Source organism: Streptomyces sp. NPDC030799 (assembly GCF_055572255.1).
Window position 1 is genome coordinate 164,901 of sequence record NZ_JBVIDS010000009.1, and the last position, 22,472, is coordinate 187,372.

Annotated in this window: 21 protein-coding genes; 3 read left to right on the forward strand and 18 right to left on the reverse strand. The window is 70.9% G+C overall.

From position 1 onward, the window contains the following. Positions 1–10: 10 nt before the first annotated feature. The 14 genes from ACZ41I_RS23345 to pgsA form a co-directional block, all read right to left on the reverse strand. Complete coding sequence (locus tag ACZ41I_RS23345) at positions 11–559, reverse strand: adenine phosphoribosyltransferase (RefSeq protein ID WP_363216438.1); 549 nt, start codon at positions 557–559, stop codon at positions 11–13. Further along, positions 556–1,659 carry a protein translocase subunit SecF gene (gene secF / locus ACZ41I_RS23350; protein ID WP_363216439.1) on the reverse strand — a complete coding sequence of 368 codons (1,104 nt, stop codon included), beginning with the start codon at positions 1,657–1,659 and terminating at the stop codon, positions 556–558. The genes ACZ41I_RS23345 and secF overlap by 4 nt, the downstream gene beginning before the upstream one ends. A 3-nt stretch (positions 1,660–1,662) precedes the next feature. After that, on the reverse strand, positions 1,663–3,468 hold the full coding sequence (gene secD / locus ACZ41I_RS23355; RefSeq protein ID WP_399771326.1) for a protein translocase subunit SecD: 1,806 nt from the start codon (positions 3,466–3,468) through the stop codon (positions 1,663–1,665). A 143-nt stretch (positions 3,469–3,611) separates the two neighbouring features. Next, positions 3,612–4,115 (reverse strand): preprotein translocase subunit YajC, encoded by a 504-nt coding sequence (yajC, locus tag ACZ41I_RS23360; RefSeq protein ID WP_399771323.1) that lies wholly within the window; start codon positions 4,113–4,115, stop codon positions 3,612–3,614. Positions 4,116–4,303: 188 nt separating this feature from the next. After that, positions 4,304–5,374 (reverse strand): Holliday junction branch migration DNA helicase RuvB, encoded by a 1,071-nt coding sequence (ruvB, locus tag ACZ41I_RS23365; protein ID WP_363216442.1) that lies wholly within the window; start codon positions 5,372–5,374, stop codon positions 4,304–4,306. Positions 5,375–5,400: 26 nt separating this feature from the next. Next, positions 5,401–6,006, reverse strand: coding sequence for a Holliday junction branch migration protein RuvA (ruvA, locus tag ACZ41I_RS23370; RefSeq protein ID WP_363216443.1), 606 nt, complete (start codon positions 6,004–6,006; stop codon positions 5,401–5,403). Next, positions 6,003–6,572 carry a crossover junction endodeoxyribonuclease RuvC gene (gene ruvC, locus ACZ41I_RS23375; protein WP_468514959.1) on the reverse strand — a complete coding sequence of 190 codons (570 nt, stop codon included), beginning with the start codon at positions 6,570–6,572 and terminating at the stop codon, positions 6,003–6,005. The genes ruvA and ruvC overlap by 4 nt, the downstream gene beginning before the upstream one ends. 170 nt (positions 6,573–6,742) lie before the next feature. Beyond that, positions 6,743–7,495: a YebC/PmpR family DNA-binding transcriptional regulator gene (locus ACZ41I_RS23380; protein WP_363216445.1), complete on the reverse strand. Its 753-nt coding sequence runs from the start codon at positions 7,493–7,495 to the stop codon at positions 6,743–6,745. Positions 7,496–7,571: 76 nt separating this feature from the next. Then, positions 7,572–8,177 carry a pyridoxal 5'-phosphate synthase glutaminase subunit PdxT gene (pdxT, locus tag ACZ41I_RS23385; RefSeq protein WP_363216446.1) on the reverse strand — a complete coding sequence of 202 codons (606 nt, stop codon included), beginning with the start codon at positions 8,175–8,177 and terminating at the stop codon, positions 7,572–7,574. A 26-nt stretch (positions 8,178–8,203) separates the two neighbouring features. Continuing rightward, complete coding sequence (gene pdxS / locus ACZ41I_RS23390) at positions 8,204–9,109, reverse strand: pyridoxal 5'-phosphate synthase lyase subunit PdxS (protein ID WP_363216447.1); 906 nt, start codon at positions 9,107–9,109, stop codon at positions 8,204–8,206. A 125-nt stretch (positions 9,110–9,234) separates the two neighbouring features. Then, complete coding sequence (locus tag ACZ41I_RS23395; RefSeq protein WP_363216448.1) at positions 9,235–9,777, reverse strand: LemA family protein; 543 nt, start codon at positions 9,775–9,777, stop codon at positions 9,235–9,237. Between the two features lie 264 nt (positions 9,778–10,041). Next, entirely contained in the window at positions 10,042–11,205 is a 1,164-nt protein-coding gene (locus ACZ41I_RS23400; protein WP_468514960.1) for a glycosyltransferase family 4 protein, read from the reverse strand. After that, complete coding sequence (locus tag ACZ41I_RS23405; protein ID WP_468514961.1) at positions 11,202–12,110, reverse strand: phosphatidylinositol mannoside acyltransferase; 909 nt, start codon at positions 12,108–12,110, stop codon at positions 11,202–11,204. Before ACZ41I_RS23405 ends, ACZ41I_RS23400 begins: the two co-directional genes overlap by 4 nt. Further along, on the reverse strand, positions 12,107–12,823 hold the full coding sequence (gene pgsA / locus ACZ41I_RS23410; RefSeq protein WP_363216459.1) for a phosphatidylinositol phosphate synthase: 717 nt from the start codon (positions 12,821–12,823) through the stop codon (positions 12,107–12,109). Before pgsA ends, ACZ41I_RS23405 begins: the two co-directional genes overlap by 4 nt. Positions 12,824–13,063: 240 nt before the next feature. On the opposite strand from pgsA, the gene ACZ41I_RS23415 reads away from it, so the two are divergent. After that, positions 13,064–15,265 (forward strand): elongation factor G-like protein EF-G2, encoded by a 2,202-nt coding sequence (locus ACZ41I_RS23415; protein ID WP_468514962.1) that lies wholly within the window; start codon positions 13,064–13,066, stop codon positions 15,263–15,265. A gap of 175 nt (positions 15,266–15,440) precedes the next feature. After that, positions 15,441–17,087 (forward strand): hypothetical protein, encoded by a 1,647-nt coding sequence (locus ACZ41I_RS23420; RefSeq protein WP_363216452.1) that lies wholly within the window; start codon positions 15,441–15,443, stop codon positions 17,085–17,087. A gap of 30 nt (positions 17,088–17,117) precedes the next feature. Here the strand turns inward: ACZ41I_RS23420 and ACZ41I_RS23425 are convergent, their stop codons facing one another. Continuing rightward, complete coding sequence (locus ACZ41I_RS23425) at positions 17,118–17,675, reverse strand: HIT family protein (protein ID WP_363216453.1); 558 nt, start codon at positions 17,673–17,675, stop codon at positions 17,118–17,120. Positions 17,676–17,742: 67 nt separating this feature from the next. On the opposite strand from ACZ41I_RS23425, the gene ACZ41I_RS23430 reads away from it, so the two are divergent. Next, entirely contained in the window at positions 17,743–18,411 is a 669-nt protein-coding gene (locus ACZ41I_RS23430; protein WP_468514963.1) for a potassium channel family protein, read from the forward strand. Between the two features lie 28 nt (positions 18,412–18,439). Here the strand turns inward: ACZ41I_RS23430 and thrS are convergent, their stop codons facing one another. The 3 genes from thrS to ACZ41I_RS23445 form a co-directional block, all read right to left on the reverse strand. Next, positions 18,440–20,416: a threonine--tRNA ligase gene (thrS, locus tag ACZ41I_RS23435; protein WP_399771306.1), complete on the reverse strand. Its 1,977-nt coding sequence runs from the start codon at positions 20,414–20,416 to the stop codon at positions 18,440–18,442. Between the two features lie 99 nt (positions 20,417–20,515). Continuing rightward, complete coding sequence (locus tag ACZ41I_RS23440) at positions 20,516–21,748, reverse strand: hypothetical protein (protein WP_363216456.1); 1,233 nt, start codon at positions 21,746–21,748, stop codon at positions 20,516–20,518. After that, the gene (locus tag ACZ41I_RS23445; RefSeq protein ID WP_468514964.1) at positions 21,745–22,311 is read right to left on the reverse strand and encodes a DUF4365 domain-containing protein; all 567 of its coding nucleotides are present in this window, start codon (positions 22,309–22,311) and stop codon (positions 21,745–21,747) included. The genes ACZ41I_RS23440 and ACZ41I_RS23445 overlap by 4 nt, the downstream gene beginning before the upstream one ends. Positions 22,312–22,472: the final 161 nt, after the last annotated feature.

Genomic DNA, 22,472 nt, shown 5'->3' on the forward strand with positions numbered 1-22,472 from the left:
AGCAACCTGCTCAGACCTGGAGCAGCGCCTCGAGCGGCGCCGAGCCGAGCGCCGGCTCCAGCCGGGCGCGACCGCCGAGGAAGCCGAGTTCCATCAGCACCGCCAGGCCCGAGACCTCGGCACCGGCCCGCTGGATGAGGTGGATCGCGGCCTCGGCCGTACCGCCCGTGGCCAGGACGTCGTCCACGATCAGCACTCGGTCACCGGCCGACAGGTCCTCCGCGTGCACCTCGATCTCGGCCGACCCGTACTCCAGGTCGTACGCCTGGCGCAGCGTCGCTCCGGGCAGCTTGCCCGCCTTGCGGACCGGGATGAAGCCGAGACCCGCGCGGACGGCGACCGGGGCGCCGAGGATGAAGCCCCGGGCCTCCAGTCCGACGATCTTGGTCGCGCCGGTGTTCGCCGCGATCTCGGCCAGCGTGTCGGTGAGCGCCGTGAACGCGGCCGGGTCCGCGAGCAGCGGGGTGATGTCCTTGAACATCACGCCCTGCTCGGGGTAGTCGGCGACGTCACGGATGCGGCTGAGCAGCAGCCCTGAGATGTCCGCGAGCTCGGTCATCGGCGCTTCCCGGAGGGTCGGCCGCGGCCCCGGTTGCGGGACGCGGGCTGGTTGCGCGGGCCCACGACGGCGGGGGCGGTGTCGGCGGAGTCGTCGTCGGCACGGTCGCCCGCGACGTTCTCCTCGGCGGCGGCCTGGGCGCGCTTGGCCAGGACCCGCTTGGTGAGGGCCTTCAGCGCCGGCTCCCGCTCCTTGAGGTCGGCGACGAGCGGCGTGGCGATGAAGATCGACGAGTAGGCACCGGCCGCGAGGCCGACGAACAGCGACAGCGAGATGTCGTTGAGCGTGCCTGCGCCGAGGAAGCCGCCACCGATGAACAGCAGACCCGCGACCGGCAGCAGGGCGACGACCGTGGTGTTGATCGAACGGACCAGCGTGCCGTTGATCGACTGGTTGGCGATGTCGCTGAAGGTGAAGCGCGTCTGCTTGGTGATGTCCTTCGTCTGCTCCTTGAGACTGTCGAAGACGACGACCGTGTCGTAGAGCGAGTAACCGAGGATCGTCAGCAGACCGATGACCGTACCGGGCGTGACCTCGAAGCCGACCAGGGCGTAGATACCGGTCGTGATGGTGATGTCGTGGATCAGCGCGACCAGGGCCGCGACCGCCATGCGCCACTCGAAGGCGATGGCCAGGTAGATCACGACGAGCACCATGAAGATGCCGAGGCCTTCCCAGGCCTTGTTGGCGATCTGCTCGCCCCAGCTCGGGCCGACCAGGTCGGCGGCGAGCTTCTCGGGGTTGAGGTTGAGGTCCTTGGCCAGTTCCTGCTTGATCTTGTCGGACTGGCCGGTGTCGATGCCGGCGATCTGGATGCGCAGGCTGCCGTTGCCGAGCTTCTGCACGATCGCCTCATGACCGGAGGCGTCCTTGGCGTAGGTCTCCGCCTGGGCGACCGACGTGCTCATCTTGGTCGGCGTGGTGAAGACCGCGCCGCCCTGGAACTCGATGCCCATGTTCAGGCCGCGCACCGCCAGGCCGAGGATGGCCGTGATGGTGATCAGGATGGAGATGCCGTACCAGATCTTGCGCTTGCCGACGAAGTCGTACGAGATCTCGCCGCGGTGCAGTCGAGCGCCGAGGTTGCCGAGTTTCGACATCGCTCAGGCCTCCTTCGGGTCGACAGGGCCGGCGGCAGGACCGGCGGGACGGCGGGTGCGGCGCAGCGGCGGCTTGGCACCCAGGCTCTTCGGGTCGAGGCCGGACCACTTGTGGCCGTTCGCGAAGAACGGGCGGCGGGCGAGCAGCGTCATCAGCGGCTTGGTGAAGAAGAAGACGACGACGACGTCGAGCAGGGTGGTCAGGCCGAGGGTGAACGCGAAGCCCTGGACCTTGCCGACGGTCACGATGAACAGGACGGCGGCGGCGAGGAACGACACGAAGTCCGAGACCAGGATGGTGCGCCGGGCGCGCGGCCAGGCCCGCTCGACGGCGGGGCGCAGCGAGCGGCCCTCGCGGATCTCGTCCCGGATGCGTTCGAAGTACACGATGAACGAGTCCGCGGTGATACCGATGGCGACGATGGCACCGCACACGGCCGGCAGGTTCAGCGCGAAGTGGATGGCCGGGCCGAGCAGCGACATGATCACGTAGGTGAGGATCGCGGAGACCAGCAGCGACGCCATGGCGACGATCGACAGGCCGCGGTAGTAGACGACCAGGTAGATCACGACCAGGGCGAGGCCGATCGCGCCGGCGAGCAGACCGGCGTGCAGCTGCTCACCGCCGAGCGCGGCGGTGACGGTGGTGACGGACTGCTCCTGGAAGGAGAGCGGCAGGGCGCCGTACGAAAGCATGTTGGCGAGACCCTGGGCGTCCTGCTGCGTGAAGCTGCCGGAGATCTCCGCCTGGCCGCCGGTGATGGCCTCCCGCACGAACGGGCTGGAGACGACCTCGCCGTCGAGGACGATGCCGAACTCGTTCTGCGGGTCCTGCTTCTTCGCCAGCTCGCCGGTGATGTCCGCGAACTTCTTGGAGCCGCTGGAGGTGAAGGTCATCTGGACCTGCCAGCCGGCGGCGCTCGTGGTGTTGAAGACGGCCTGCGCCTTCTTCACCTCGGTGCCGTCGACGGCGGCCGGGCCGAGCACGTACTTGTACCAGATCTTCTTGATCTGACCGCAGGCGATGGTGGGCTCGCCGGGCTTGGAGGCGCCGCCCACCTTGGCCCGCTGGGCCGGGTCCGTGCAGTCGAGGGCGGCGTACTGGGCCTGGAGCTTGGCGGCGGCCGAGTTGCCGCTCGCGGACCCGGACGGCGTGGCCGACGGCTTCGCGGACGGCTTGGAGCTGCCGCTGGAGGACGCGCTCGGCGAGGGAGTGGAGCCGGCCTTCAGCGCGTCGGTGACGGCGCGGCCCTGCGAGGTCGCCGACGCCGTCGGGGACGGGGAGCCCGTGGAGGACGAGGACGCCTTCTCCTTGGAGGAGGAAGAGGCGGAGGAGCTCGTGCTCGGGTTCGGCGAGGAGCTGCCGCTGGGGGAGGCGCTCGGCGAGGGGCTCTTCGCGGCGGGGAGGCTGGGCCCGCTGGCCAGGACAGGGCGGAAGTACAGCTTGGCGGTGGTGCCCACCTGCTGCTGGGCTTCCTTGGAGTTGGTGCCCTTGGGGATGTTGACGATGATGTTGTCGTTCCCCTGGGTCTGCACCTCCGCCTCGGAGACGCCGAGGCCGTTGACACGGCGGTTCATGATGTCGACCGCGGTGTCCATGTTGGCCTTGTTGATCGCGGATCCCTGGTCGGCCTTCGCCTTGAGCGTGATGCTCGTACCACCGGCGAGGTCGATGCCGAGACGCGGAGTGGTGTTCCCGGAGAGGAACATGCCTCCGGTGAGCGCCACGATGGCGATCAGGATGAGGGCCAGCGAGCGCCCTGGCTTGCTCTGGGCACTCGCGCTCCGGCCCCTCTTAGGTGCTGCCACCTTCTCGTACTCCCTCTCGGGCCGCCCCGCGCCCGGTCGGCGCGGTCGGCCATGACATGGTGTCGGGCTGTTCCGTGCGGGAAACAGACGCCCGGTGGTGCGCGGGGCGTGATGATGCCGCCCAGCGCACCACCGGGGCGTGACTACTTCGCGTCGGAGTCGCCGTCGGTCTTCTTCGGCTCGTCCTCCGCCTTGGCCTCGGCGGCCTCGGCCGTGTCGGTGTCGTCCTCGGCAGCGTCCTTCTTACCGAGGTCGACGGCCTTGTCGTCGGAGGCGGCGGCAGCGGGCGAGTCGGACTCGTCGGTCTCGGTGAGGGAGGAGGCGTCGTCCGGGACGATGTCGGCGTCGGACTTCAGGTCGTGCTCGATGCCGTGGACGATGCGGTTGTACTCGTCGTCGGTGAGGACGGCGCCGATCGCGTTCTTGGCGAAGAGGAGCTCGACGCCGGGGCCGGCGTCGAGGAGGACGGTCTCCTCGTTGACCTCCTTGACCGTCGCGTACATCCCCCCGATCGTGCGGACACCGGAGCCAGGCTGCATCTCATTGCGCATCTGGGCGGCCTGCTGCTGCTTCTTCTTGGCCGAGCGCGTCATCAGGAACATGGCCGCGATGAGCACGATGAAGGGGAGAAGGGTAAAGGCATTCACGGGACGGAATTTCCTTCGCGCGACCGCGACGGAGAGCGGCCTGTTGACGGGGGTGTGGTCGGCGCCGCCCGCAAGGGCGGCATCGGCGGAGTCTAAGCGAGTCCGCGTGCATGGAACAACGCTCAGCATGGCACCTGGGTTCCTGCTGGTGCCAATGCCTTCGCCGTCCCGTATCCATCATCGCGCCGTCAGCTGCCGAACAGGTCCTGTTGTCCGTTTCCCCCGGTCGCCGAGCGGGGCGGGGTCAGGCCGAGGTGCGCCCAGGCGGCGGGCGTGGCGACCCGGCCGCGCGGGGTGCGGGCGAGCAGTCCCTCGCGGACGAGGAAGGGTTCGGCGACCTCCTCGACGGTCTCCCGCTCCTCCCCCACCGCGACGGCGAGCGTGGACAGGCCGACCGGGCCGCCGCCGAAGAGCTTCAGCAGGGCCTGCAGGACGGCGCGGTCGAGGCGGTCCAGGCCGCGCGTGTCGACCTCGTAGACGGCGAGGGCGGCCGCGGCGATCTCACGGGTGATCAGGCCGTCCGCCTTGACCTGGGCGTAGTCGCGGACGCGGCGCAGCAGGCGGTTGGCGATACGGGGCGTGCCACGGGAGCGGCCGGCGATCTCGGCGGCGCCGTCCGGCTCGATCTCGACGTCCAGCAGGTTCGCCGAGCGGTGGACGACCCGCTCCAGTTCGTGCGGCTCGTAGAACTCCATGTGCGCGGTGAAGCCGAAGCGGTCGCGCAGCGGGGGTGGCAGCAGGCCCGCGCGGGTGGTCGCGCCGACCAGGGTGAAGGGCGGCAGCTCCAGGGGGATGGCGGTGGCGCCGGGTCCCTTGCCGACGATGACGTCGACGCGGAAGTCCTCCATCGCCATGTACAGCATCTCCTCGGCGGGCCGGGACATGCGGTGGATCTCGTCGAGGAAGAGGACCTCGCCCTCCTGCAGGGAGGAGAGGATCGCGGCGAGGTCGCCGGCGTGCTGGATGGCGGGGCCCGAGGTGATGCGGATGGGCGCGCCCATCTCGGCCGCGATGATCATCGAGAGGGTGGTCTTGCCGAGGCCGGGTGCGCCGGAGAGGAGCACATGGTCGGCGGTGGCGCCACGCGCGCGTGCGGCCCGCAGGACGAGGTCGAGCTGTTCGCGCACCTTCTCCTGGCCGATGAACTCGCCGAGGTCCTTGGGGCGCAGAGCGGCCTCGACGGCCTGGTCCTCCCGGTCGGCGGACGCACCGACGAGCCGCTCGGGGGCGGGGGTGTCGGTGGTGTCGTCCCAGTTCATATGCGTGTGCCTCGATCGTCGTGGGGTCAGCGGGCGCGGTTCAGGGTCTGCAGGGCGGTCCTCAGCAGCTGCCCGATCTGCGGGTTGCCGCCCGCGGCCTCGGCCTGCGGGGTGACCGCGGCGACGGCCTCGTCGGCCTCTCGGGTGGCGTAGCCGAGGCCGATGAGGGCGGCGTGCAGCTGGTCGCGCCAGCCCTGGGTGACCGGAGCGCCGACCACGGGGGCGCCGACGGGTTCGCCGAGCCGGTCCTTCAGCTCCAGCAGCAGTTTCTGCGCGCCCTTCTTGCCGATGCCGGGCACGGCGGTCAGGGCCTTCTCGTCGCCGGTGGCGACGGCGCGGCGCAGCGCGTCCGGGGTGTGCACGGCGAGCATGGCCTGGGCCAGGCGCGGGCCGACGCCGCTCGCGGTCTGGAGCAGCTCGAAGACCTGACGCTCGTCGTCGTCGGCGAAGCCGTACAGGGTGAGGGAGTCCTCGCGTACGACCAGGGAGGTGTGCAGCTTGGCCGGCTGGCCCAGGCGGAGCGTGGACAGCGTGTTCGGCGTGCACTGGACGGCCATGCCGACACCGCCGACCTCGACGACCGCGGCGTCGGGGGCGAGCGCGGCGACCGTGCCGCTGACGAAGGCGATCATGCCGTACGGCCTTTCGGTGCGTTGACGGTGTGGGCGTTGCCGGTGTGGGCGTTGCCGGTGTGGCGGGCGACCGCCTGCTGGAGCCGGTTGTGGGCGGGCGCGCGCCAGATGTGGCAGATGGCGAGCGCCAGGGCGTCGGCGGCGTCGGCCGGCTTGGGCGGTGCGGAGAGCCGCAGCAGCCGGGTGACCATGGCGCCGACCTGGGCCTTGTCGGCACGGCCGGTACCGGTGACGGCGGCCTTGACCTCGCTCGGGGTGTGCAGGGCGACGGGGATGCCGCGCCGGGCGGCGCACAGCATGGCCACGGCGCTGGCCTGGGCGGTGCCCATCACCGTACGCACGTTGTGCTGGCTGAAGACGCGCTCGACGGCGACGAACTCGGGCCGGTGCTCGTCCAGCCACTGCTCCAGGCCCTGCTCGACGGCGAGGAGGCGGTGACTGAGGTCGGCGTCCGCAGGTGTCCGTACGACACCGACGCCGAGCATGGTGAGCGGGCGGCCCGCGACCCCCTCGACGACACCGACACCACACCGGGTCAGCCCGGGGTCCACCCCCAGTACGCGCACCGCGCCCCTCCCTCCGCCGACTCGATCAGCCGACTCGACAAGCCGGCTCGATCAGCTGTTTGTGCAGGCTATCGGTTGCCACTGACAACGCCCCGCACCGGCGCCCGGCAAAGCGACGGGCCGACGGGTTGTCCCGTCGGCCCGTGAGACCTGCGAAGCCCGCGGCAGCGTCAGGCGCCGACCTTCTCCATGATCTCGTCGCTCACGTCGAAGTTCGCGAACACGTTCTGCACGTCGTCGCTGTCCTCGAGCGCGTCGATGAGCTTGAAGATCTTCTTGGCGCCCTCCTCGTCCAGCTCGACCTGGACGGACGGCACGAAGCTGGACTCGGCGGAGTCGTAGTCGATGCCGGCCTCCTGGAGGGCGGTGCGGACCGCGACCAGGTCGGTGGCCTCGCTGATGACCTCGAAGGTGTCGCCGAGGTCGTTGACCTCCTCGGCGCCCGCGTCGAGGACGGCCCCGAGGACGTCGTCCTCGCTCAGCTCACCCTTGGGGACGATCACGACGCCCTTGCGGCTGAACATGTACGACACCGAGCCCGGGTCGGCCATGTTGCCGCCGTTGCGGGTCATGGCGACGCGGACGTCGGAGGCGGCGCGGTTGCGGTTGTCGGTGAGGCACTCGATGAGCACCGCGACGCCGTTGGGGCCGTAGCCCTCGTACATGATCGTCTCGTAGTCGGCGCCGCCGGCCTCGAGACCGCCACCACGCTTGATCGCGGAGTCGATGTTCTTGTTCGGGACCGACTGCTTCTTGGCCTTCTGGACGGCGTCGTAGAGGGTCGGGTTGCCGTCGAGGTCGACGCCGCCCATCCGCGCCGCGACCTCGATGTTCTTGATCAGCTTCGCGAAGAGCTTGCCGCGCTTGGCGTCGATCACGGCCTTCTTGTGCTTCGTCGTGGCCCATTTAGAGTGGCCGGACATCTGCCTGTCTCCTTCGCGTAACCCATCCTGAACGAACTCCCCGAGGCCTGAACGGCTGGGGGGATCCCCAGAGATCCTACAAGGACTCGGCGGTCCCGTTGGCGCGCACCATGTCGACGAACAGCGAGTGAACACGGTGGTCGCCGGTCAGTTCCGGGTGGAACGACGTGGCGAGCGCGTTGCCCTGGCGGACGGCGACGATGTGGCCGTCGTGCTCGGCGAGCACCTCGGCCCCGGCACCCACGGACTCCACCCAGGGAGCGCGGATGAAGACGCCCTCCACAGGATCGCCCGGAATGCCCTTCACGTCGACCGCGGCCTCGAAGGACTCGTTCTGGCGGCCGAAGGCGTTGCGGCGCACGATCATGTCGATGCCGCCGATGGTCTCCTGGCCCGAGCGCGGGTCGAGGATCTTGTCGGCGAGCATGATCATGCCGGCGCAGGTGCCGTAGACGGGCATACCGTCACGCACGCGCGCGCGGAGGGGCTCCATCACGCCGAAGAGGATGGCCAGCTTGGAGATGGTGGTGGACTCGCCGCCGGGCAGCACGAGGCCGTCGACCTCGGCGAGTTCCTCGGGGCGCCGCACCGGCCTGGCCACGGCGTCGGCCGCGGCCAGGGCGATGAGGTGCTCCCGTACGTCGCCCTGGAGGGCCAGGACGCCTATGACAGGAGTGTTCATGGGGTGGTGTACCTGTGAGCCTGTGATTACCAGCCGCGGTTCGCGTACCGCTCGGCCTCGGGCAGGGTGTCGCAGTTGATGCCGACCATGGCCTCGCCGAGGTTGCGGGACGCGTCCGCGATGATCTTCGGGTCGTCGTAGAAGGTGGTGGCCTTCACGATGGCGGCGGCGCGCTTGGCCGGGTCGCCGGACTTGAAGATGCCGGAGCCGACGAAGACGCCCTCGGCGCCGAGCTGACGCATCAGGGCGGCGTCGGCCGGGGTGGCCACGCCACCGGCGGAGAAGAGGACCACCGGGAGCTTGCCCAGCTCGGCGACCTCCTTGACCAGCTCGTACGGGGCGCGCAGCTCCTTGGCGGCGGCGTACAGCTCGTGGTTGTCGAAGCCGCGCAGCTTGGCGATCTCGTTCTTGATCTGGCGCAGGTGACGGACGGCCTCGACGACGTTGCCGGTGCCGGCCTCGCCCTTGGAGCGGATCATCGCGGCGCCCTCGGCGATGCGGCGCAGGGCCTCGCCGAGGTTGGTGGCACCGCACACGAACGGGGTGGTGAAGGCCCACTTGTCGGAGTGGTTGACCTCGTCGGCCGGGGTGAGCACCTCGGACTCGTCGATGTAGTCGACGCCGAGGGACTGCAGGACCTGGGCCTCGACGAAGTGGCCGATGCGGGACTTGGCCATGACCGGGATCGAGACGGCGTCGATGATGCCCTCGATCATGTCCGGGTCGGACATACGGGCCACGCCGCCGTCCTTGCGGATGTCGGCCGGGACCCGCTCCAGGGCCATGACGGCGACGGCGCCCGCGTCCTCGGCGATCTTCGCCTGCTCCGGCGTGACGACGTCCATGATCACGCCGCCCTTGAGCTGCTCGGCCATGCCGCGCTTCACGCGGGCGGTGCCGGTCTCGGGAGCCTGGTTCTCGATGGTGGACACGGGTGACCTCACTGATGGGAAAGAGGGTTTGTGCACCGACGAGGAAACGCGAGTGGACCAGGCCACAGCAAGGGCCAATGGCAAGCCGGTGGATCCTTTTCGTCCGGGGAAGGTTCCCCGCGGGTTCAGGAGGCCCGCTCCACCAGGGCCGCGGGGGGCTCGTCGTCCATCTCGAACGCCAGCGGGAAGGGGGCGTGCCCGGCCAGCCGGAACCAGCGGACCTTGCGGTGCTCGCGGAGTCTGCGGGCGGCTCCTACGGCGTCGTTGTGGAAGCGACGGGCCATCGGGACCCGGCGGACGGCCTCGGCCAGCTCACGGGCCGCCTCCTCGCCGCCCGGGGCCTCACGTACGGCCTCCACCTGGCCGGGGTCCTCGAAGACCGCGCGCAGCGCCTGGCTCAGCTCGCTCTCGGCGACCTCCCGCTGCTCCTCCTCGGCCTGCCGGGCGGCGTGGGCGGCCTCGTACAGCACGATCGAGGCGGCCGGGTCCAGCACTCCCGAGGTGGCCAGTTCCTGTGTGACGGAGGCCCTGCGCAGCAGCTGTGCGTCGAGCGCGGCCCGCGCGGCGTCCATCCGCACGTGCAGCCGGTCCAGCCGCCCGGCCGTCCAGCTCAGGTACACGCCGATCGCGACGAGCGCGACGAGGATCCAGATGAGGGTTGCGGTCACGGCGGAAGGCTATCGGCTGCCAGTGGGCACCCCCTGCGCCGCCCGAAGCCGTCCCCCGCCGATCTGCGCCCCCGCACCACCCGAAGCCAGGCCCCGCCGGTCGGCAGGCCAAGACGGTCGAGGGACATGGGCGTGCCCAGCCGCACCGGACGCCCACCGGTCCCGGGCCGACCGAGCCACACCCGGACAACTCGAGCCCGCGCCGGCCCACTCCGCCCGGACATCGCTCGATCCCGGGCCGGCCGAGCCGGGCCGGGCCGTTCGTCAGTCCCGTGCCAGACCGAACCGCGCCCGCAGGCCCGTCGTCCGCTCGTCCGCGGCGACCGCCGCCGCGCCGGCCGTGACCGTCTCGTAGACGGACAGGATGTCCGCGCCGACCGTCGACCAGTCGAACCGCCGCACGTGCGTGCTCCCGCGCTCGCGCAGCTCCTCCCGGCGCACCGGGTCCTCCAGCAGGCGTACGGCCGCCTCGGCGAGCGCGTCGGCGTCCTCGTTGGCGAAGACCTCGCCGGCCTCGCCCTGGTCGAGTACCTGGACGAAGGCGTCGAGGTCGGAGGCGAGCACGGGGGCGCCCGCCGACATGGCCTCGACCAGGATGATGCCGAAGCTCTCGCCGCCGGTGTTGGGCGCGACGTACAGATCGACGCTGCGCAGGAAGCGCGCCTTGTCCTCGTCGCTGATCATGCCGAGGAACTCGACCCGGGAGCGGAGCTCCCGGGGCAGGTCCTCGACGGCCGCCTCCTCGTCGCCGCGGCCCGCGACCAGCAGCCGCGTCTGCGGGCGGGCGGCGAGGATCTTCGGCAGGGCCTTCATCAGCACGGGCAGGCCCTTGCGGGGCTCGTCGATACGGCCGATGAACCCGATGGTGTCGCCCTGCCACTCCTGCTTGGGCTCGGCCTTGGCGAAGAAGTCGACGTCGACGCCGTTGGGGATGACCACCGCGTCCCCGCCGAGGTGTTCGACCAGGGTCCGGCGGGCGTACTCGCTGACCGCGATCCGGGCGCTGATCTTCTCCAGGGCGGCCTGCAGGATGGCGTACGCGGCGATCATCGCGCGCGAGCGCGGGTTGGAGGTGTGGAAGGTGGCCACGATCGGCCCGGAGGCCGCCCAGCAGGTCAGCAGGCCGAGCGAGGGCGAGGTCGGTTCGTGGATGTGGACCACGTCGAAGGCGCCGTCGTGCAGCCAGCGCCGCACCCGGGCGGCCGAGAGGAAGCCGAAGTTCAGGCGGGCCACCGAGCCGTTGTAGGGCACCGGGACGGCACGGCCGGCCGAGACGACGTACGGCGGCAGCGGGGTGTCGTCGTCGGCCGGGGCGAGGACGGAGACGTCGTGGCCGAGGCGGATGAAGTACTCGGCGAGGTCGCGGATGTGGAATTGGACGCCACCGGGCACGTCCCAGGAGTACGGGCAGACGATCCCGATTCTCACGAGGGTCCCTTCGCGGGGTCGAGGTCGGCGAGCCACAGCCGCTGGAGCATGTGCCAGTCCTCCGGATGGTCGGCGATCCCGGTGGCGAAGGCGTCGGCCAGCGCCTGTGTCATGACAGACGTCTTCTCGGCCCGCGTACCTGACTGCGGTACCTCGACCGGGGAGTGCACACGGCCCTGCATGACGGGCGAGTCGTCGTACCAGAGGGTGACCGGGAGCAGCAGGGCGCCGGTCTGCTGGGCGAGCAGGGCGGGGCCCGCGGGCATCCGGGTCCGCTCACCGAAGAAGTCGACCTCTACGCCGGAGGCGGACAGGTCCCGGTCGGCGACCAGGCAGACCAGGCCGCCGTCGCGCAGCCTGCGGGCCAGGGTGCCGAAGGCCGAGCCGCCGCTGTGCGGCAGGACCTCCATGCCGAGGCCCTCGCGATAGGCGACGAAACGGTCGTAGAGCGTTTCGGGCTTGAGCCGCTCGGCGACCGTGGTGAAGGGCGTCTCCAGCTTGGTGGTGACCCAGGCGCCGGCGAGGTCGTAGTTGGCCATGTGCGGCAGGGCGAGGACCACGCCTTTGCCGGCGGCCAGCCCGTCGGTGAGGAAATGTATGTCCTTGGGGTCGAAGCCCGACTTCACGCGCTCGCGGCTCCAGGCCGGCAGCCGGAAGGACTCCATCCAGTAGCGCAGGTAGGAGCGCATGCCCGCGCGGGACAGCGCGCGCAGCCGCTCGGGGCCGGCGTCGGGCAGCACGCGCGCGTAGTTCGACTCCAGGCGCTGCACACCCTTGCCGCGCTGTTTCCAGGCCAGGTCGGCGATCGCCCGGCCGAGGCGGACCGCGGCCGGTTCGGGGAGCTTCTTGACGGTGCTCCAGCCGGCGCCGTAGAGCGCGTCGGTGAGCCGTTCGGCGGCGCTCACTGGGCGGCCTCGGCGTTCTGCTGGGCCGCCGCCTCCGCCTCGGCGGACTCGCGGCGGACCGTGACGACCCGCTGGATCAGCGTGACGAGGCTGCCGACGGCGACGATCCACAGGGCGATCGGCAGCAGCCACTGGATGCCCGGCACACCGAACTTGTGCAGGCCCGCGAAACCGGCCGCGACCAGCGAGATCACCAGCCGCTCGGCGCGTTCGACGAGGCCGTTGACGGCGACCGGCAGTCCGATGGACTCGCCGCGCGCCTTGGTGTAGGACACCACCTGGCCGCTGGCCAGGCAGAAGATCGAGACCGCGCACAGTGCGTTGTTGTGGCCGTGGCCCGCGTACCAGAGCGCGAAGCCGCCGAAGATGGCGCCGTCGGCGACCCGGTCGAGGGTGGAGTCGAGGAACGCGCCCCAGCGGCTGGAGCGGCCCAGCTGACGGGCCATGTTGCCGTCGACCAGGTCGGAGAAGACGAACAGGGTGATCACGACCGTGCCCCAGAAGAACTCGCCCCGGGGGTAGAAGACCAGCGCACCCGCGACCACACCGGCCGTGCCGATGAGCGTGACCGTGTCGGGGCTCACGCCCCGGCGGATGAGAAACGCGGCGAACGGTGTGAGGACACGCGTGAAGAATGCACGCGCGTACTTGTTCAGCATGGCCTTCCCGACGGTCGGTGTCGCCGCGGCCCTGGTGGCCTCCGGCTGGCCCATCGTAGCCACGCGCACGCGTGCGTGACGGGCGGGCACCCGCAGCCCGTGGAGCGAACCGGCGTGCGCCGCCGTGCGCGGGCGCGCGGGACGCGATCGGCGTCCGCGGCTGTCGTTCGTATGGACGCAGCGTGACGGGAGTGGAAAGCTCGAATAACCGCGGGCGTCGCCGGAGCCGCCAGTGCACGCGGGTCCCGCGTGTCCGCGCCCACAGTGACCTCACCGTGCACGGGAGGCAGGATCATGGGCGACAAGACTCAGACACACCACCCCGGGGCCGCCGGCAGGGCTCTTGAGGCCGACCAGCCCGCGTCCGTACGGAACGTGGTGCTGGTCGGCCACTCCGGTTCGGGCAAGACGACTCTGGTGGAGGCCCTCGCGCTGACCGCGGGGGCGGTGAACCGGGCGGGCCGCAAGGAGGACGGCGGCACCGTCTCGGACTACGACGAGATCGAGCACCGGCAGCAGCGCTCCGTACAGCTCTCCCTGGTGCCCGTCGAATGGGACGGCATCAAGATCAACCTGCTCGACACCCCCGGCTACGCCGACTTCGTCGGGGAGCTCAGGGCCGGTCTGCGCGCCGCGGACGCGGCCCTGTTCGTCGTCTCCGCCTCGGACGGCGTGGACGGCTCCACCCGGATGGTCTGGGAGGAGTGCGCGGCCGTCGGCATGCCGCGGGCGATCGTGATCACGCACCTGGAGGCCGCGCGCGCGGACTTCGAGGAGATGACGCGGATCTGCGCGGAGGCCTTCGGCGGCGACGATCCCGACGCCGTGCTCCCGCTGTACCTGCCGCTGCGCGGCCCCGAGGGGCCCGACGGGCACGCGCCCGTGACCGGGCTGATCGGGCTGCTCTCGCAGAAGCTGTTCGACTACTCGACCGGGGAGCGCAAGGAGTCCGAACCCGGCGAGGACCAGCTGCCGGACATCGAGGAGGCCCGCAACCGGCTCATCGAGGGGATCATCGCCGAGAGCGAGGACGAGACCCTCATGGAGCGCTATCTCGGCGGCGAACAGGTCGACGTCATGACACTGATCCAGGACCTGGAGCGGGCCGTCGCCCGTGGCTCGTTCTTCCCCGTCCTGGCCGCCGCCCCCGCCGCCGAGGGCGCCAGGCAGGGCCTCGGCACGGTCGAGCTGCTGGAGCTGGTCACCGGCGGCTTCCCGACCCCGTTCGAGCACCCGCTGCCCGACGTCACCACCATCGACGGCAAGCCGCGCGAGCTGAAGCCGTGCGACACCGCCGGCCCGCTGGTCGCCGAGGTCGTCAAGACCTCCTCCGACCCCTACGTCGGCCGTGTCTCGCTGGTGCGCGTCTTCTCCGGCACCCTGCGCCCCGACCAGACGGTGCACGTCTCGGGGCACGGGCTGGCCGACCGCGGCCACGAGGACCACGACGTCGACGAGAAGGTCGGCGCCCTGACCATGCCCTTCGGCAAGCAGCAGCGGCCGGTGACGCACGCCGTGGCCGGCGACCTGGTGTGTGTGGCCAAGCTGGGCCGGGCCGAGACCGGGGACACGCTCTCCGCGAAGGACGACCCGCTGCTGATGGAGCCGTGGCGGATGCCCGACCCGCTGCTGCCGATCGCCATCCAGGCGCACAGCAAGGCCGACGAGGACAAGCTCTCGCAGGGCCTGTCCCGGCTGGTGGCCGAGGATCCGACGATGCGGCTGGAGCAGAACCAGGACACCCACCAGGTGGTCCTGTGGTGCCTGGGCGAGGCCCACGCGGACGTCGCCCTGGAACGGCTGCGCAGCCGCTACGGCGTCCAGGTCGACGTCGTCCCGCACAAGGTCTCCCTGCGCGAGACGTTCGCGAACAAGGCCACCGGACGCGGGCGGCATGTGAAGCAGTCCGGCGGACACGGGCAGTACGCCATCTGCGAGATCGAGGTGGAGCCGCTGCCGGGCGGCTCGGGCATCGAGTTCGTGGACAAGGTGGTCGGCGGCGCCGTACCGCGCCAGTTCATCCCGTCCGTGGAGAAGGGCGTGCGGGCCCAGGCCGCCAAGGGCGTCGCCGCCGGCTATCCGCTCGTGGACGTACGGGTCACGCTGGTCGACGGCAAGGCGCACTCGGTGGACTCCTCCGACGCCGCGTTCCAGACCGCGGGCGCGCTGGCGCTGCGCGAGGCCGCGGCGGACGCGAAGATCCATCTGCTGGAGCCGGTGGCCGAGGTGTCCGTGCTGGTCGGCGACGATTACGTGGGCGCCGTGATGAGCGACCTGTCCAGCCGGCGCGGCCGGGTGCTCGGCACCGAGCAGGTGGGCTCGGGGCGGACCGTGATCCGGGCCGAGGTGCCGGAGTTCGAGATCGGCCGGTACGCCGTCGACCTGCGCTCGCTGTCGCACGGCACGGCCCGTTTCGACCGCTCGTACGCCCGGCACGAGCCGATGCCGCCGCAGATCGCCGAGCGGATCCGTGAACAGGCGGGTGACAACGGCTAGCTGACGGTACGTCATCGGGCGCACAACCCGGCGCACGGGCGGGCGGCTTCGGCCGTCCGCCCGCGCGCTGTCGGTGGCGGCGGATACGCTGATCACAACGAGGGCCTGTTCAACAGGTGTGCGGGGCGAGGAAGTCGGGAAGGCCGCAGTAGCAAGGCCGACGATGGGGGCGGGAATGTCGTTGGGAACGGAGTGGGACGGGCCCCAGGTGCCCGTCTCGGGCGACGAGGGCCAGGCGGCGACCTCCGCGTTGGCCTCCGCGGCCTACCGGGACAGCCCGATCGAGGAGATCAAGAAGGCCGACAACGAATGGCATCAGTCGACCGTCAAGGCCGGCAAGATCGCGCTGCTGAGGCCCAATCTCGGTGAGGCCTTCTCGCGGGCCGTGGTCGCCCGGATGCTCGCTCCCGGCCGCAAGCCGCTCATCCAGTCCTTCGGCTCCGAGCCCCAGTTCGTGGTGGAGCACTGCCTCGCGGCCAACAACATCCGCCGGGAGCGCGACAACCGCCTGACCGCAGTGACGGTCCTGTGCGGAGTGCTCTTCCTGCCGGGCCTGATCGCCTGGCTGCTCGTGTTCCAGCTGCGCACGTTCGTCGCCAAGCGTGACGACAGGCGGGCCGGGACGCTCGCCACCGTGCTGCTCACCGGCGTCGGCGTGCTGGCCGCGCTGTTCCTGGTCAAGATGCCGTTCAGCGGCTTCTGGGCGTGGTATGCGCGGGCGTGCGTCGTGCTGCCGGTGCTCGGCTGGTTCTGGGCCAAGCAGATCTGCGAGCGCACGGCCAGGGATCTGCGGGCCCGCTGGGGCGGCCTGCTCTCGGGCACCAGTGTGGGCGCCAAGGTCCCCGAGGCCGTGCCGCGCGGACCCAACCAGACGGCGGCCGAGGAGCTGCGCCAGTCGCTGGCCCGGCTCAGCGCCGAGCAGCAGTCGAACTCGGTCTTCTACGCCGGTCCCAAGGGCATACTCGGCATGGGCACCCGCTGGGGCGCCTGGCAGCTCGCCGAGGATCTGCTGCCCGCCGATCCGACCCGGGAGATCCATCCCTTCCGCAGCTGGGACGTCGTACGCGCGATCCACGACCAGCTCGCCCTGCTGGAGCGCGGCCCGCTGAACACCGGCGGCTTCCCCAAGCCGGCGATACGGCACTGGATCGTCACCCCGATCGGCGAGAAGGCCGCGGAGGTGGCCCGGCCCGAGGGCACCGACGTCGAGGCCTTCCAGGTGAAGCCGCACGCGATACAGGAGATCTGCAACAAGCAGCAGTTCGGCAGCGGCGACCGGCACTATCTGGGCGTGCAGTGGACGCTGTGGGACGGGCAGCTGGTCCTCACCATGCTGATCACGGTGACGGTGCTGCACGAGACGCTGCGCATCGAGGTCACCGGGCATGCGCTCGGACCGGTGAACCCGGTGTTCACCTCCAAGCCGGAGCCGCCGAGCAAGGAGGTCGCCAAGTCCCTCAAGCCGTGGGAGACCCGGAAGGTGATGCTGCCGCTGGTCACCACCGACGAGGTGGTACGGCTCGCCGCGCGCGCCCCGCTGACCTGGTACCCGCCGCTGCTCAACTGGCTCGGCGGCTCGCTGGTCCTGCCGGAGCCCTTCGGCCTGCGGCACGCCTGGGCCGACCAGCCGTGGCGGCACCGCTTCATGGCCGACGACGCGCTGCGCGCGGCCACACCGGTGCTGCGGGTGGTGCACTCGGCGGCGATCAGGGTGCTGGAGGAGAACGGCGTGGACACGGAGAAGTTCGGCATGCGCTCGGGCGTCCTCAGCGGGTTGGTGCAGGACCCGACGCCGCGGAAGGCGGACCTGTACGACGCGTGAGCGGTGCCCTCCGCGGAGGGCACCTCGGACCTACGCGGGCCACGCCTCCGCCAGCATCTTCCTGGTGTCGGCCAAGAGCTGCGGCAGCACCTTCGTGTGGCCCACGACCGGCATGAAGTTCGTGTCGCCGCCCCAGCGGGGGACGACGTGCTGGTGGAGGTGGGCGGCGATGCCTGCGCCGGCGACGGTGCCCTGGTTCATGCCGATGTTGAAGCCGTGCGCGCCGGACGCGGAGCGCAGGGCCGTCATCGCCTGCTTGGTCAGCTCGGCCAGTTCGGCGGTCTCCGGGCCGGTCAGCTCGGTGTAGTCGGCGACGTGCCGGTAGGGCACGGTCATCAGGTGGCCGCCGTTGTACGGGTAGAGGTTGAGCACGGCGTACACATGATCGCCGCGCCGGACGATCAGACCGTCCTCGTCGGACTTGGCCGGGATCGAGCAGAACGGGCAGCCGTCGTCGGCCCCCGGGCCGCTCGGCTTGTTCTCACCCTGGATGTAGGCCATCCGGTGGGGCGTCCACAGGCGCTGGAACGCGTCCTGCGTCCCCACTCCGATCTGCTGCTCCGGCTCAGTCGTCATGCTAGGCAGCATATGGCTTCGCCCGTTCGCGGCGTGTCGCCGGGGCAACGGGAGCGGGTGCACCGGCCAAGCTTGGCCGGTGGACGACGACAGCAGAACGCAGCGCTGGGAACGCTGGGAGGGGCGCGCCGCGGTGCCGCTCGGCATCGCGTCGTTCGTCTATCTCGCCGGCTACGCGGCGCATGTGCTGGCGCGGGACCTGCCCCCGGCCCTGGACGACGTCCTGCGCGTGATCATCGCTGCCGCCTGGGCGGTGTTCGTCGTCGACTACGCGATGCACTGGCGGCTGAGCGGCCGTGGGCCCGGCTTCGTGACCCGACACTGGCTGGACACGCTGGTCGTGCTGCTGCCGTTGCTGTGGCCGCTGCGTATCGTGCGGCTGTACGACGTGGTCCAGCGGCGGCGCGGTGCCGCACGCCTCGCGCTGCACGCGCGCGTGATGCTGTACGCCAGCCTGTCCGCGGTGCTGCTGGGCTTCTCCGGTGCCCTCGCGGTGTACCAGGCGGAGCGTGCCGCTCCGCACGCCACGATCCGGACGTTCGGTGACTCGGTCTGGTGGACCTGCGCGACCCTGACGACGGTCGGCTACGGCGACATGGCCCCGGTGACAGCCCTGGGCCGGGTCCTCGCGGTGGGGTTGATGGCCTGCGGTCTCGCTCTGCTCGGCGCGATCACCGGCTCGTTCTCCTCGCTGCTGTTGCAACGGTTCGCCCGGGGCACGGACGAGGAAGGGCCCCCGGGGAGCTGATCCCGGGGGCCCTTCGGGGTGGTGCGGGTCAGACCTGGACCCGGTCCTCCACGACCTTCGCGATCTTCGCGATGGCCTCGTCCAACGGGATGCCGTTCTCCTGGGAGCCGTCGCGGTAGCGGAAGGAGACCGAGCCGCCCGACATGTCCTCGTCGCCCGCGATGACCATGAAGGGCACCTTCTGCTTCTGGGCGTTGCGGATCTTCTTCTGCATGCGGTCCGAGGAGGAGTCCACCTCGACCCGCAGGCCCTTCTTCCGCGCCTCGGCGGCGAACTTCTCCAGGTACTCGACGTGCGCGTCTCCCACCGGGATACCGAGCGCCTGGACCGGCGCCAGCCACGCCGGGAAGGCTCCCGCGTAGTGCTCCAGGAGGACGGCGAAGAACCGCTCGATGGAGCCGAACAGCGCGCGGTGGATCATGACCGGACGCTGCTTGGAACCGTCGGGGCCGGTGTACTCCAGGTTGAACCGCTCGGGCAGGTTGAAGTCGAGCTGGATGGTCGACATCTGCCAGGTCCGGCCGATCGCGTCCTTGGCCTGGACGGAGATCTTCGGGCCGTAGAAGGCGGCGCCGCCCGGGTCGGGCACGAGGGGCAGACCCTGCTTCTCGGCGACCTGGCGGAGGGTCTCCGTGGCCTCTTCCCAGACCTCGTCGGAGCCGACGAACTTCTCGGGGTCCTTGGTCGACAGCTCCAGGTAGAAGTCGGTGAGGCCGTAGTCGCGCAGCAGCCCCAGGACGAACGTGAGCGTCTTGTCCAGCTCCTCGGACATCTGCTCACGGGTGCAGTAGATGTGCGCGTCGTCCTGCGTGAAGCCGCGGGCACGGGTCAGGCCGTGCACGACGCCCGACTTCTCGTACCGGTACACGGTCCCGAACTCGAAGAGACGCAGCGGCAGTTCGCGGTAGGACCGGCCGCGCGCGTCGAAGATCAGGTTGTGCATCGGGCAGTTCATGGGCTTGAGGTAGTAGTCCACGCCCTCGTCGAGCTGCATGGGCGGGTACATGCCCTCGGCGTACCAGTCCAGGTGCCCGGACGTCTCGAAGAGCTTCCCCTTCGTCGCGTGCGGGGTGTAGACGAACTCGTAGCCCTCTTCCTCGTGGCGGCGCCGCGAGTAGTCCTCCATGACCCGGCGGATGATGCCGCCCTTGGGGTGGAAGACGGCGAGGCCGGAGCCGATCTGCTCGGGGATCGAGAAGAGGTCCAGCTCGGTGCCGAGCTTGCGGTGATCGCGCTTCTCGGCCTCGGCGAGGAAGTCCAGGTGCGCCTTCAGCTCGTCCTTGGACGGCCAGGCGGTGCCGTAGATGCGCTGGAGCATCGGGTTCTTCTCGCTGCCGCGCCAGTAGGCGGCCGCGTTGCGCATCAGCTTGAACGCCGGGATGAGCCGGGTCGAGGGCAGGTGCGGACCGCGGCAGAGGTCCTTCCAGCACAGCTCGCCGGTCTTGGCGTCCAGGTTGTCGTAGATCGTCAGCTCGCCGGCGCCGACCTCGACGTCCGCGCCGTCGTCGTGCGACGCCGAGCCCTTGAGGCCGATCAGCTCCAGCTTGTACGGCTCGGCGGCCAGCTCCTCACGGGCGGCCTCGTCGGTGACCACACGGCGGGAGAAGCGCTGCCCGCGCTTCTGGATCTCCTGCATCTTCTTCTCGATGGCCTTGAGATCCTCGGGCGTGAACGGCTTCTCGACGTCGAAGTCGTAGTAGAAGCCGTCCTTGACGGGCGGGCCGATGCCCAGCTTCGCCTCGGGGAACAGCTCCTGCACGGCCTGCGCCATGACGTGCGCGGTGGAGTGGCGCAGGATGTTCAGGCCGTCCTCGGACGAGATCTGGACACCCTCGACCTCGTCCCCGTCGGACAGCTCGTACGCGAGGTCCTTCAGCTCGCCGGCCACGCGCGCGGCGATGATCGAGCGCTCGCCCGCGAAGAGGTCGGCGGCCGTAGTGCCCGTCGTCACCACGCGTTCTTCCCGCTCGGAATCGCGTTGGATGATCACACGGACGTCTGACACCGGTCTCTCCTGACTGAAGGTGGGGTGCGGCGCCATACCAGGAGCGCGCGCACTGGCGATCGTACCGACCCGACGGCACCGACCGCTAAACGGTCACCCTCAGTCCCCGTCCCCGTACGCTTCCCCGCAGGCTTCCTCGAAGAAGTCCAGATTTTCCTGGAGGGCCTTCATCAGCCGGTCCCGCTCGCCCTCGTCCACCTGCACGGGTACGACCCCGGACGCGCCGGTGAGCCGGCGGAAGCCGCCCCGGCGCTCCAGCCGGCCGTGCACCCGCACCGGAAGTCCGACGAGGTGGGCGTGGCCGGCGATGTGGTAGTCCTCCTCGTCGAGGGTGACGCGGATGTGCGGGACGTCGGCGCCGGAGAGGACGCGCAGCCGTACGGTGCCCTCGCCGCCCGGTCCGGAGCGGCGCATGCGGACGACGGCGCCGGTGATGCGGACCGGGACGGAGGGTTCCTCGCGCACATAGCGGGCGGCGGCCTCGCGCAGGACGGGCAGGTCCCCGGGCGAGAACTCGACGGGCTCGGCGGAGGGGGCGCAGCCCTCGGGAACGCCGGCGCCGGGTGCCCAGGCGACGGCGATCCGGGCGCCCTCGGTGCCCCTGACCAGCGCAGCGACCGCCTCGACCAGTTCGCGGCTGACTCCGGCCTCGACCGCGCCGTCGAAGGCGTCCATGCCGCCGGTGGCCCGCTGGTAGTCGATGGCCTCGCGGGCGGCGTACAGGGCCTGGTGGAGGCGGACGGCGAGCGGACGGCCGGCGGGCACGGGCACGAACGCGGTGAGGTGGCGCCCCTCGGTGGCGGGGCCGACGAGGACGTCCTGAAGGAGTGCTGCGGCGGAGCGGCGGTGGCGGGCGCCGTAGTAGCCGGCACGCGCGCGTGTGGCGAGCGCGGCGGCGAGCAGCATCTGCCGGACGCCGCCGCGCAGTTGCTCGTCGGCCGTCCAGGGCGAGGCGCCCACCGGTCCGCTCGGGGTGTCGCGCCACCAGCGGATCTCGTCGCTCGGTACGGCGAGGGAGATGAGCACCTCGCGCGCGGCGGGGGTGTCGCTGCGGGCGAGGGCGTCGAGGGCCTCGCCGAGCAGGTCGTCGCTGTCCGGGAAGGCCCGGCTCTCCGGCACGAGGAGACTGGTCCCGCCGCCGCCCGGGCCGGGCGGGGTCCAGCGGCCGTACCGGCCCGCCGCTCCCCCGCGCCGCTGCCAGCCGTGCCGGTGCAGCAGGGCGCCGAGCACGGCGGGGTCGACCTGGGCGGGGTCCGGGGGCCGGTGCCGGCCGAGATCCTCGGGATGCGGCCGGACCTGGCGCGGCAGCTCCTCGTACGGACGGCTCCTCATGGCCTGCCTCCCGTCCCGACCCGCGTCATGATCTCGCAGAGCGCCCGGTCGTCGAAGATGCGCGTGGTCGGTATCCGCACGGTGGTCCGGTGCCGGCCGGTGACGGGGTGGCCGGCGAGGTTGACCCAGTAGCAGCAGTGCCTGAGGTCGAGCCGGTCGTGGCTGGCGCGCAGCCAGTCGTCCCGGGCGCGCGGGACGAGCATGACGACCAGGATCTTGTGCACCGAGACGGGTGTGCGGGCGAGCTTGCGCAGGTGGTCGTTGTCGAGCGTGAAGGAGAACGAGCGCCCCGGAGGGTTCGGCGCGACCTGGTAGGTGGCCTTGAGCTGCACCTTGATGGTGACTTCGTCGTCGACGGTGTGTCCGGGCGCGCTGTGGCTGACGTGCCAGTCGATGCCGTTGTCCGGGAAGGGCTGGGACAGCGAGCAGCCGGACGCGGCGGCGACCGCGTGCAGATAGCCGACCTGCAGTGTCTCCATGCAGGCGGTGGTGGCGAGCGTGCCGCGGAGGGGGCCCGTGCGATCGGGCAGCAGCCCGCCCCGCTCGGGCTGCACAGTGGCCATGACCAACAGCCTTCCAAGCCAAGAGTTTCCCCGCTGCGGGCCGCTGAACTGCAAAGACCCGTACTCCTGTTGTCTCCTTGCGGCGTACGGCGCAAACGGCCCGGGTATCACCAAACGGGCAGAAGACGGAACGTCACCTGCCCTGGGTGAACGAGGAGTTG